The 10,607-nt window shown below is 65.9% G+C and carries 16 protein-coding genes; 4 read left to right on the top strand and 12 right to left on the bottom strand.

Going from position 1 to position 10,607, the window contains the following annotated elements:
• A partial coding sequence (locus tag H7841_16780) for a DUF364 domain-containing protein (protein MEO5338521.1) occupies positions 1–318 on the top strand: 318 nt, incomplete at its 5' end.
• 25 nt (positions 319–343) lie between these two features.
• Here the strand turns inward: H7841_16780 and H7841_16775 are convergent.
• The 4 genes from H7841_16775 to H7841_16760 all read right to left on the bottom strand — a co-directional run bounded on the left by H7841_16775 (position 344) and on the right by H7841_16760 (position 3,087).
• Positions 344–742 carry a HEPN domain-containing protein gene (locus H7841_16775; GenBank protein MEO5338520.1) on the bottom strand — a complete coding sequence of 133 codons (399 nt, stop codon included), beginning with the start codon at positions 740–742 and terminating at the stop codon, positions 344–346.
• Positions 720–1,061 carry a nucleotidyltransferase domain-containing protein gene (locus tag H7841_16770; protein ID MEO5338519.1) on the bottom strand — a complete coding sequence of 114 codons (342 nt, stop codon included), beginning with the start codon at positions 1,059–1,061 and terminating at the stop codon, positions 720–722. Before H7841_16770 ends, H7841_16775 begins: the two co-directional genes overlap by 23 nt.
• 101 nt (positions 1,062–1,162) lie before the next feature.
• A complete protein-coding gene (locus H7841_16765; GenBank protein ID MEO5338518.1) occupies positions 1,163–1,951 on the bottom strand; it encodes an alpha/beta hydrolase in 789 nt (262 codons plus the stop codon).
• 14 nt (positions 1,952–1,965) lie between these two features.
• The gene (locus tag H7841_16760; GenBank protein ID MEO5338517.1) at positions 1,966–3,087 is read right to left on the bottom strand and encodes a serine/threonine protein kinase; all 1,122 of its coding nucleotides are present in this window, start codon (positions 3,085–3,087) and stop codon (positions 1,966–1,968) included.
• 158 nt (positions 3,088–3,245) lie between these two features.
• Between H7841_16760 and H7841_16755 the strand changes: the two genes are divergently transcribed.
• Positions 3,246–3,494: a hypothetical protein gene (locus H7841_16755; GenBank protein ID MEO5338516.1), complete on the top strand. Its 249-nt coding sequence runs from the start codon at positions 3,246–3,248 to the stop codon at positions 3,492–3,494.
• 6 nt (positions 3,495–3,500) lie between these two features.
• On the opposite strand, the gene H7841_16750 is transcribed toward H7841_16755, so the two are convergent.
• The 8 genes from H7841_16750 to H7841_16715 form a co-directional block, all read right to left on the bottom strand.
• Positions 3,501–4,268, bottom strand: coding sequence for an ion transporter (locus H7841_16750; protein ID MEO5338515.1), 768 nt, complete (start codon positions 4,266–4,268; stop codon positions 3,501–3,503).
• A 47-nt stretch (positions 4,269–4,315) separates the two neighbouring features.
• A complete protein-coding gene (locus H7841_16745) occupies positions 4,316–4,945 on the bottom strand; it encodes a cytochrome b/b6 domain-containing protein (protein ID MEO5338514.1) in 630 nt (209 codons plus the stop codon).
• A complete protein-coding gene (locus H7841_16740) occupies positions 4,935–6,455 on the bottom strand; it encodes a tetrathionate reductase family octaheme c-type cytochrome (GenBank protein MEO5338513.1) in 1,521 nt (506 codons plus the stop codon). Before H7841_16740 ends, H7841_16745 begins: the two co-directional genes overlap by 11 nt.
• A gap of 85 nt (positions 6,456–6,540) precedes the next feature.
• Complete coding sequence (locus tag H7841_16735; protein MEO5338512.1) at positions 6,541–7,074, bottom strand: F0F1 ATP synthase subunit B; 534 nt, start codon at positions 7,072–7,074, stop codon at positions 6,541–6,543.
• Positions 7,074–7,649 (bottom strand): F0F1 ATP synthase subunit B', encoded by a 576-nt coding sequence (locus H7841_16730; GenBank protein ID MEO5338511.1) that lies wholly within the window; start codon positions 7,647–7,649, stop codon positions 7,074–7,076. Before H7841_16730 ends, H7841_16735 begins: the two co-directional genes overlap by 1 nt.
• 11 nt (positions 7,650–7,660) lie before the next feature.
• Positions 7,661–7,888, bottom strand: coding sequence for an ATP synthase subunit C family protein (locus tag H7841_16725; GenBank protein MEO5338510.1), 228 nt, complete (start codon positions 7,886–7,888; stop codon positions 7,661–7,663).
• 32 nt (positions 7,889–7,920) lie between these two features.
• Positions 7,921–8,646, bottom strand: coding sequence for a F0F1 ATP synthase subunit A (locus H7841_16720; protein MEO5338509.1), 726 nt, complete (start codon positions 8,644–8,646; stop codon positions 7,921–7,923).
• A gap of 33 nt (positions 8,647–8,679) precedes the next feature.
• Positions 8,680–8,994 carry an AtpZ/AtpI family protein gene (locus tag H7841_16715; GenBank protein MEO5338508.1) on the bottom strand — a complete coding sequence of 105 codons (315 nt, stop codon included), beginning with the start codon at positions 8,992–8,994 and terminating at the stop codon, positions 8,680–8,682.
• Between the two features lie 704 nt (positions 8,995–9,698).
• Between H7841_16715 and H7841_16710 the strand changes: the two genes are divergently transcribed.
• Both H7841_16710 and H7841_16705 read left to right on the top strand, forming a co-directional pair.
• Positions 9,699–9,944: a hypothetical protein gene (locus H7841_16710; protein MEO5338507.1), complete on the top strand. Its 246-nt coding sequence runs from the start codon at positions 9,699–9,701 to the stop codon at positions 9,942–9,944.
• Positions 9,945–10,271: 327 nt separating this feature from the next.
• On the top strand, positions 10,272–10,607 hold a 336-nt coding region (locus H7841_16705), incomplete at its 3' end, for a hypothetical protein (GenBank protein MEO5338506.1).

The raw sequence follows: 10,607 nt of genomic DNA, 5'->3' as shown, positions 1-10,607 counted from the left end.
GCCGGCCTCGCCCTGGGCCCGGGCGAGTTGCCGCGCGCCGCCGCCTCCTGGCTGCTGCCCGGCAGCGGCGCCATCGTACTTTCATCCTCGGCGCTGGCCGAACTGACCCTGCCGGCCTTGCTGGAATCCTGCCCGGCGTCAGCGACCGTCGCCCTGGCGGGGGCGGCGACGCCTTTGTCGTCGCGCCTTTTGTCCTACGGCTTCCACCGCCTGCAAGGGGTAGTGGTGACCGACCCGGCAGCCGCGGCCGAAGCCATCGCCCGGGACGCCGCCTGGCCGGCGCTGGCCCCGTTCACCCGCCCGGCGGTGGTCGTATAGCCGGATATTCCGCGGCCGTATACCCTCAGCGGCCCTCGGCGAGCAGTTCGAGACGGGCGACGCCAATTATCTCCTGGATCATCTTGGCATCCGCGTTGGTCTTCTCCGACGATGGCGGGTTCGGTATGCGTCCTCCCGGAGTCGGGTAGCGGAACGCCGTCGCATAGGGCGTATAGACATCGAAAGGCTTCAGCATGGTCTTCCATGGATTGTCATCGGGAATCTTCCCCAGAAGCACGTCGAGCCGATGTTCCAGTCCAGCCTCGATACCGCGGTGAAGCAGAACCGCCCGCATCACCTTCTCGATGGCCTGCTGGCAATGATAGGCGGCGTTTCGATTAAGGGCGACCGACAACACCCCTGCCGCCCGGGCATCTTCTTCGGCGATCTCGAGCAGGGCATCAATTCTGCGGGTGACGCTCATAAATCAGCCTTCCCCAGGTGACCGCCGCCCGAGGCAGGCTGTCGATTTCGTCCTTTTCCTCCTCGAACTCGGAACGAGTACAGGGCACCACATCGATCGGCACCCCGAGACCACGAACCACTTCCCATGCTCGAACCGGGTCAAGATCGTCTTCGGGGGTTCCGTCGGGCAGAATCATCAGCAGGTCGTAGTCGCTGTCGGTTCTTGCCTTTCCGCCGGCGCGGCTACCGAACAGCCAAATCGCTTCGGGGTCAAGACGTTCGACGATCCGGGCGATGACCGGAGCGAGGACTTCGGCTTCCTTTGCTGCCTTGGACATGCTGCGGTTCTCCTGCGATGAGCATACCCTTGCCGCTTTCAGGCTCCAAGCGGGTCTTTGAATGGCCGGCGCTGGCCCCGTTCACCCGCCCGGCGGTGGTTCTAAGGTAGCTTGCGCAGCCACTCGACGACCTGGCGGTCGGCCGCTTCTGGAACGTCGATATGGCCCGCGTCCACCTCGATCCGCTCGAAGGACGGGCGGGACCCGAGGATATCCTTGAGGCGCCGGGTGATCGGGTTGCCGAGCAGGTTGTCCTGCGCCCCGTCGACCCAGAGCACCGGAATCGCGGGCGCCACCCGGGCGGCGTTGGGCAGCACGGCGGCGGGACCGTCGGGGGCGAACCAACTGTAATAGATTTCGGCGGTCGTATAGGCCGGGGGCTGCGGGCCCACGTTGAGATCGTCGAAGGAAGCCTTTTCCCCGCCCTGGCCGGCATCGATCATGGTCTTGGCCTTGGCGACGCTGCCGCCCAGCTTGCCCTGAAAGGCCTCGGGGAAATGGCCGGTCGCCAGGCAGGCGATGCCGTTCACTTCGGGATGGCGGGCGGCATAGGCCAAGGTCGCGTTACCGCCCAGGCTGTGGCCCATGACGACGATGCGCCGGGCCCCTTCCGCCTTCAGCTTTTCCACATGCCCGTCGATTTCGGCCATCGCCTCGTCGACGGTACGGTCGTAGATGCGGCCCTTGCCCCAGGGCATGGTCGGAGCGGCGACAAGAACGCCGGCCTCCTCCAGGCGGGTGGCCAGGCTGGACACGAACCGGTGGGGCGTGCCGCCCTTGCCGTGCATGAGCACCACGCCCAGCTTGGCCCCGCCGATCGGTTCGGCGGCGGCGGGCAGGGCCAGAAGAACGAGAACGAGGGCCATCGGAAGACGGAATGCGCTCGGCATGACAGGGCTCCGGGTCAATGGGGATCGACGTTGCGCCGCGTGACCTTGACGACGCGAACGGCGGGCAAGGGACCGGACGTCTTGGGCGCCAAAGCCTGCTTCAGGTCGACCCCGTCCTTGTGGTGGAGAGTGATCTTCTTCGTCTCCTTGCGGGTCACCCGCACTTGGCGGGACGCCTTCTCGGGCGGCGGCGGAGGAGGCGGAGAGGGAACCGGTTCGACGGGCCGCAGAGGAGTGAGGACCGCCTTGCCCTTCAGGCGCACCTTGGGCTTGGCGGGCGTCGGAGACCGGGGCGCACCCAAGGCCTGGTCGAGCAGGCGCAGCATTTCGGCGCCGTCCCGCGGCCGCCTGGCCCTGTCGGGTGCCAGGCACCGCATCACCAAATCGCTCAGGGCCCGCGGCACCTCGGGCACCACCGCGCGAGGAGGAGGGAAGGCTCCGGCCGGCAAGGTTCCGGTGAACATCCTGTAGGCCACGGCGCCCGCCCCATAGACGTCGGCGCGGGCGTCGACGGCCCGCGCGTCGTGGCGTTGTTCCGGCGCGATGTAGTCGAGGGTCCCGAGCCAGACGCCGGCCCGCGATAGGCTCCAGTCGGGGAACTTGACCATGCCGAAGTCGCAGAGCTTCACGGCCCCGCCGTTCCGCCGGGTCAACAGCAGGTTGCCCGGTTTGACGTCCCGGTGCACCAGGCCGCGCCCGTGCAGGTAGGCCAGGGCGTCGAGGGTCTGGCGCAAAATGGAAGCCGCCCGCCCCACGGCCAACCGGCGGGGCCGTTCCTCCGGACCCAGGCGTTCCGCCTCGCCGGCATCGGAGACGTCGCGGCCCATCTCGTCAGTCAATTTGGACTCGATCCACGGCATGACGAAGTAAGGCCGCCCGTCGGCGGTGGACGACAACTCGCGCACCGGTACGATATGCGGATGGTCGAGACTGGCCAGAAGCCGTGCCTCTTGCACGAAACGGGTCAGCCAGTATGTCGGCCCGTATTCGGCAGCCGCGCCTTGGTTGTCGCCCTTTGGATTGAACAGCTTGACCGCCACCCGCCCCTCCAGATCCGGGTCGGTGCAGAGCAGGATGTCGGAGAACCCGGTAACGACGATCTCCCTGACGACGATGTACTTGCCGATCCGTTGCATGGTCCAACTGTGCCAAAGGCGGGCGGGCCTGGCAAAGGGAATCCCCCGACATGCCGCCGGGCCATGGCAGAAGCGCTGAAGTCGCGAACCTGGCCGGGCAGACCGGATGGTAGAATGGATGGTCTTGGAATCCCCCATCTTGCGCAAAGGAGGCGGCGATGACGGAGAATCCCATGACTCTCACGTTCCAGGCGCAGGCGGTCGCCCTCCAGGGAGCGCTCTCGGCGATGCGGGCCTGCGGCGGCGGCTATGCCCGACTGCTTGACGGCGGCGTCCATCTCCTGGCGCCGCACGACCATCGGCGGACCGGAGATTCCCACCTTCGCGGCTGTCCGTTGCCCGGCGGACCGGAACTCGCGGACCACTACGGCCAGCGCAGCCACGACGTGGACGTGGAACGGATTTGATCGCCCTCAGTCCTCGGAGGGCTCGCCCCGTCGGCGCCTCTGGAAGGCATCGCTGAAGGCGGCCGCGAGGATGCCGGTCGGCATGGCGATCAGGCCGATGGCGAGCACCGCCACCAGGCCCGCGCAGATGCGGCCGGCCATGGTGATGGGGTAGACGTCGCCGTAGCCGACCGTGGTCAAGGTCACCACCGCCCACCAAAGGGCGCGGGGGATGCTGCCGAACGCCTCGGGCTGGGCTTCGCCCTCGACCAGATAAAGGAGTGCCGCCGCGATGACCATGAAGATCGTCGCGACGCCCGCACTGACCGCCAGTTCGAAGCGGCGTTCGCGGACGGCCTCGGCGATGCTGGACATGGCCAGCGAATAGCGCCCGAATTTGGCCAGCCGCAGAATGCGCAACAGCCGCAGCAGCCGCAGCACGAAGGCGTCGCTCTCCCCCAGAGACAGCCATAAGGGCAGAGTCGCCGCCAGGTCGATCAGGGCCATGGGCGTCGCCAAGTAGCGCAGCCGTCGCCAGCCCGCGTATTCCGGACGCTCCCCCGCCGCCCAGAGGCGAAGGACGTACTCCAGCGTAAAAGCCAGCCCCAATCCCCATTCCGCCCCCGAGAAGAATCCCGGTGCCGCGTCGTGGAGACGCGGCTCGGTGGACAGGATATCGATCAAGGCACCGACCAGGATCAGCGACACGATGACTTGGTTGGCCGTCGACAATCCGTGAGTTCGCCGCGCCCGGACGTCGAGTTGGCGATGCACGACCTGCCGCAAGGAATTCACCGAACGGTCCTCCCTGTCGCGATCATCGCCAGCCGACTGTCGCCCTGTCAAGCCGACGGTTCGGCTCCGTCGTCCCTGGAATGGACTTCCTCCCAACCGGTCAGCATGGACTTGAAGTGCTCCCAAGGGGTGGCGCCCAGGGTGCCCATGTAGACGTGCACCACCAGGAAGGTAGCGATCAGGATCGCACCGGTAACGTGGACCAGCGCCACGGTCGCCAGGTCCAGATAGGCCGCCAGACCCCAGGCCGGCCACTCGTTGTAGAACATGTAGAGCAACCCGGTGATCCACAGCATGGGCGCCATCACCAGCTTGAAGGCCAGGTAGGCCAGGCGCTGCAAGGGGTTCAGCTTGCGGTGGGTGGTGCGTTCGTAAGGGTGCGGCTTGCCCCGGAAGACGCCGACCGCGTAGAACTTGGCCACCGACAGCAGCTTTTCCCGGGTCGGGACGTATTGCTTCCAGGCCCCGGTGGTCAGATGCCAGAAGATGGCGAAGATCCAGAGCGCGATCAGCGCCCAGGCCGCCGTCGTATGGAAATCGACCGCGGCCTTGAACCCCACCAGATGGTAGGCGCCGTGGATCTCGAAACCGGTGACCCCCATGGTGATGATGAGCAGCGCCTGCGACCAGTGCCAGAAGCGCTCGAACTTGGAATAGAGGTGAATCCTACGCCCCATGGCCGCCCCCCTTGCGCCGCCGGACGGCCAGGATCGCCCGCGCCGCCGCATGGCCCAGGACGCCGAACAGGGCACCGCCCACCAGCAGAAAACCCAGCCACTCCAGAAACCGGTTGTAGTCGCGGCCCGGCATGTGGAAGCCGGACAAGTCCTTGAGCCGCCCGTCGCGGCTGTGGCAGGCGTCGCAAGCCAGCGCCTTGTCCTTGGGGGCCACCATGTGGGTGATGGGCCAGAGCATGGTGGTTTCCACGAAGCCCCACTGGCCGCTGAAGGGCTGGCCGGCGTATTCGGTACCCACCCTGAGCGATGTCGCCCAGTCGAACCCGTTCCAGAAGGCGGTGGGATCGCCCTTGCCGGCGATATGATTGACCAGCAGCGTCTTTCGCTGCGTGTCGTAGACCTGCTTGCCCAGCATGACCTTGAACGGCCAGATACGGGCGTCCGGGTCGGAAGGACCGCCTTCGATGGCGTTGATCGGCACCGGCTGGCGGGTGTCGTCCAACCGGTCGGTGACCAGGGTGTAACGGATGCGGCCGTTGTACCAGCGGTATTCGGGCGTCACGTTGCGCCCCCAGTCGAAGGTCCCCTTCTTGCTGGTGTAGACCTCGTAGCCGCGGGGATCGACCGTGGAATAGGGCTTGCCGTCGCCATCCAGACGCCCCGCCGTCGACCAGTCCCACAGCGTCTTGGTCGGCACGCTGCCGCGGGCGAATTCGGGAATGTGGCAGGTCTGGCAGGCCACCCGGTCGGTGTGATGGTTGAGCTTGCGGTTCTGGTGCGGCACGGCGCCATGGCAGGATTCGCAAGTGGCATGGTTGCCGTCGTCGCGGCCCGGCGCGTCGATGCCGTGGGTATCGCGGGCCGTGGTGGCATAGCGGCTGCCCTGCACCTGGTGGGCCGCCGAACCGTGGCAGCGCGAACAGGCGAAGTTCAGCCCCATGTCGTCCATATGGACGTCCAGGTAGAAGGACGGCGTAATCAGCGAGTTGTCCAGATCGCCGTGCTTGGCCCCGTTGGCGCCACCGCCGTGAAAGTGGCAGTTGCCGCAGTTGTGCCGCTGGGTCTTGCCGACCTTGCGGGCGATTTCCGTCAGGTTGGCGACGGACGTCGCGTCCGGCATCCCGGCCGCGCCCTCGCCCTTGCGGTAGGTGGCGGTAGTGTCGTGGCAGATCAGGCAGTCGACGTTGTCTTCCCCCTGGTGTTCCTTGCGCAGATCCTTCCAGCCGTAGCCCACGTGGCAGGCGGTACAGTAGCTGTCGTTGGAAGCGGTGGCGCCGCAGAAGCTGTTCACCACATGGCGCTTGCCGAGCTTCTGGCCGGTCAGCTTGTTGTCAAACTCCCAACGCCAGTGCTGGGTGCGCATGAGATGCTTGGCGGCTTCCGTATGACAGCCCAGGCAAGCGCGTGTCACCTCGGGGCCCGAGGCGAAGGTCCGCTGCAGGTCCTTGAACTTGGTATGATCGGCGGTGGACGACGTGACATCAGACGCTACCGTTGGCAGTCCGCCCACCCCACAAAAAACCGCGAGGGCAAGGATTGCGATCCCTGCCCTCTTGATCTTCGCTCGAGCGGCCCGTCCACGGGCCCGGACCCGGTCAATGAAGCTTATTGGGAAGCTCCTCGATGGCGTTGTCGATCAGGGCGTCGGCCTTCTTGCCGACGGCCTTTTCCAGCAACAGGTGACGGGTGGCGTCCAGAGCCAAGCCGGCCACTTCCTGGCGCACTTGAGAGACGGCTTCCGCCTCGGCGCGGGCAATACGGTCCAGCGCTTGCTGTTCGCGGCGCTTGAGGCCAATCTCCAGGTCCTTGGCGGCACGAGCAGCCAGCCGTTCGGCCTCGGCGCGCGCATGATCGGTAATGCGGCCAACCTCGTCGGCGGCCTCTCGCTGGCGCCGCTGGTAGGAGGCCAGCAGCTCCTTCGCCTCCTGATGCAGCTGTTCGGCTTCCTCGATGCGGTTCCTGATGGTTTCGGCCTTGTCGTCCAGGCCGGTGGCGATGGTCGCCCATGCCTTGCGGCCGAACGCCGCCACCATGATGACGAAAGCCAGCGCCACCCAGAATTCGGGAGCATGGAAAAAGGGCTCCGCGCCTTGCGCCGCCCCCGAAACCTCGGCAGCCCAAGCCTGCATCACCCACGCTCCTTCATCGCCTTGTCGACGGCGGCCTGCACGGCCGCCCCATCCGGACGCTCCCCAAGGAGGCGCTCGGCAGCGGCCACCGCCACCTCGACCGCCATCCCCCGGATATCGGCCACGGCGGCATTGCGGGCGGCCTCGATGCGCGCCTCCGCTTCCCGGACCTGCCCGGAAAGTCGCTCGACCAGCACCGCTTGGCGATTCGCGGCTTCGGCGGCGGCCTTCTCGCGCACTTCCCGTACCGCGTTCTGGGCCTGGCTCTTGGCCTCGGTGATGGCCTTCTGGTAGGCCTCGGCCATCGCCGCCGCGTCGGCCTTCAGAAATTCGGCCTTCTTCAGGTTTTCCTCGATACGCCGCTTGCGGTCTTCCAAGACCTCGGAAACCCGCGGCAGCGCCACCCGCGCCATCAGCAGATAGAGCAGGGCGAAGGAAACCGCCAGCCACACCAACTGCGGCGCGAAGGCCTTGGTGTCGAGCTGCGGCAAGCCTTCGGCGAAGGCACTGCCGGCGCTCGCCGCCAGCCCAGCGGCGGCGGCCCCGATCGCGATGAGGAACTTCGCCGGGCGCATGGCCGCTCCGTTCAGGTGAACAGGATCAGGAAGGAGATCAGCAGCGCGTAGAGCGCCACCGCCTCCACGAGGGCGAAGCCCAGCATCGCCAAGCCGAACACCTGGCCGCGCGAGGCCGGGTTGCGGGCGATCGAATTAATCAGGGAGGAGAAGATGTTGCCGATACCGGCACCGACGCCACCCAGACCGATCACCGCCAGGCCGGCACCGATCATCTTGGCGGGCTGAAGATATTCCATAGCCATGGTCACTGTTCCTTGGTTTGCGTTGCTTAATGCAGGTGGATCGCGTCGTTCAGATACAGGCACGTGAGCACGGTGAACACGTAGGCCTGCAGGAACGCCACGAGGAATTCGAAGGCGGTCAGCAGCACGTCGACGCCCAAAGGCGCCCATCCGCCCCAGAAGCTCAACGGCACGATGAAGCCGGCGAAGACTTTCATCATGGTATGGCCGGCCATCATGTTGGCGAACAGGCGAATCGAGAGGCTGAACGGCCGAGACAGGTAAGACAGCACCTCGATCAGCACCAGGAAGGGCGTCATCCAGGACGGCACGCCCTTGGGAACGAAGAAGTGCAGGAAATGCATGCCATGCTTGGCGAAACCGACCACCGTCACGCCCAGGAAGACGAACAGCGCCATGGCGAAGGTGACGATGATGTGGCTGGTGAAGGTAAAGGCGAAGGGAATCAGGCCCAACAGGTTGGCGAACAGGATGAACATGAACAGCGAGAAGATGAAGGCGAAGTAGCGCCGCCCTTCGCTGCCCACGTTGTCGCGAATCATGTTGGCGATGAACTCGTAGGACATCTCGGCCATCAACTGCCAGCGGCCCGGCACCAGGGCGCGGCCCCGCATGCCCACCGTCAGGAACAGGGTGACCGCCGCCACGGTCAGCAGCATGAAAACGCCCGAGTTGGTCAGCGAGGCATTCAGCCCGCCGATCTCGATGGGCACGATAGTCTTGATCTCGAACTGATGGAGAGGATTGGCCACGTCGCCGCCTTTCCGGAAATTCCGCCTGTCGTTTCAGCCGCCCACCTCGGGCGGACCGTCCCCTCGATCATCCCCCGGCCGGCGGTAGCCCGGCGCCATGCCGATCCCGCAAGCCGCCCGATAGACGTTCAACGCACCGGCGCCCGCGCCGAGAAAGAAGAACACCACCAGGAACCCCGGCGACGTCCCCAACCAACGATCCAGCAGGATTCCTATCGCCACTCCCAGCCCTAGGGCCGCGACCATCTCGGTCCCGATGCGAAAGGCCATCCCGAAGCCGGTCATGGAAACCTTGAGTGCCGGGCCTCGCCCTTCGGGGGCTTCGGCCTCGGCCCGGGCCCGCTTCAAGCGGACATCCAGGTCCTCCAGGGGATCCGGTGGGGGTTGGTCATTCATCGGCGAGGGGCGAAAGATCCTCCGTCCGGCAGGAAACGCACCGCTATGCTGCGATGCACAGTACCGACGCCCCCCCGCCCTGTCAAGCCCCGACACCGCCCATTTACCGCCTTGAAATCAAAGCTGAAACGGAGACATTTGAATATTAGCAAATCCGTATTATCGCCCTGGCGCAAGCCCCCGGCAGGGTACGGGTGTTCTGCGTCGGGCACGCGACGGCAGATATGGGAATAAAACTTTGACATCCTTACACGGATGTGTGAAGATCAAATCACCTTCCTGTAAATCATGGGATGAGGGGCCTCCTGACAAGGGCGTCGTCCTTGTGAGTGGATGTAGGCTGCGTTTTTCTCATCCCTGTGCGTCAAAAACAGGAAGTGGTGTCAGATTTGGTTTCGCTCAAGAAACCGGATATTGGACACTCAAAGGAAAGCCTTACTCTTGTTATCACGAAATCTTCGGGTTCCCGGCATCACCGGGCCCCAATCGCGCGACGTTCGCACGCCGGCCCGAGTTTCCCGCGGCAGTCAGGACGCCGTTGCCAGCACTGTCTATCGGGCCTTGATCCTGGCCTTCAAGGAAGCGCCGTCCCTCGAACGCAAATTGGCGGCGGAAGCCGCCCTTTGGGCCTACCGGCGACGGAGCCGCGGCCCGACATGACCGCCGCCGCCATGGCCATCGCCGCCCGGCGGCCTCACCCCAACTGCTTGCACGCGACCGCCGCGTCGGAAGGAACGCCAATGCCCAAAAAGCCCAACTACCGCTTCGAACGCTTCGAACGGGAGCGCCAAAAGGCGGAAAAGAAGGCGGAACGTCTCGCCGCGAAGCAGGACAAGGCGGGAGTGGCGAAGCCGGAGGATGGCTCCGCTCCGCCCCCGCCGACCGAGACGCCCGAGGAATAAGGGCTGCATCAGGACTCTTGCCATGCACGACATCGCCAAGCCCATCGATCCGCCCGACAACCCGCCTGCCGCCATCACGAGGGCCGGTGGGGATGTGCCCCGCCAACGGTGTTGTCTGTCTTGCGGCGAGAAGTTTTCCAGCGAAGGCTGGAGCAACAGGTTGTGCCCGCGCTGTCGAAAGCGCAGCACCCCGGTGAATGCATGACTACGTCCGGAATTAGCGCGGAACGCCGATGGCGTTCCCGGCCAGCCGACGCCTGGAGCCGCCCCTCCTCCCGGCATTCGGTCTCCACCCACGAGGGAAAAGCACTTGAAAGGACTAACCCGATGAAGAAACTCCTCAAGGCTTCGGCCCTCGCCCTGGCGCTGGCCGGAACCGTGATCGCGCCGGGCGCCGCCCAGGCCTGGGGCTGGGGCCCCTTCGGCAACAGCGGCAACGGCGACGGATTCGGCAACATGGATTTCAGCATGAGCGGTCGCGGCAGCGGTAGCGGCTATGGCAACGGCTACGGCGGCGGACCCGGCTACGGCTACGGCGGGCCAGGCTACGGCTACGGCGGTCCCGGCTACGGCTACGGCGGCCCTGGCCCCGGCTACGGCGGCCCTGGTTTTGGCGCCCCCGGCTACGGCTATGGCGGTCCCGGCTACGGCGCGCCCTACGCG

Origin of the sequence: Magnetospirillum sp. WYHS-4 (assembly GCA_039908345.1) — a bacterium.
GTDB lineage: Bacteria > Pseudomonadota > Alphaproteobacteria > Rhodospirillales > GLO-3 > JAMOBD01.
The sequence above is the reverse complement of the archived record's forward strand: the minus strand, read 5'-3'. Positions and strand labels throughout refer to the sequence as shown.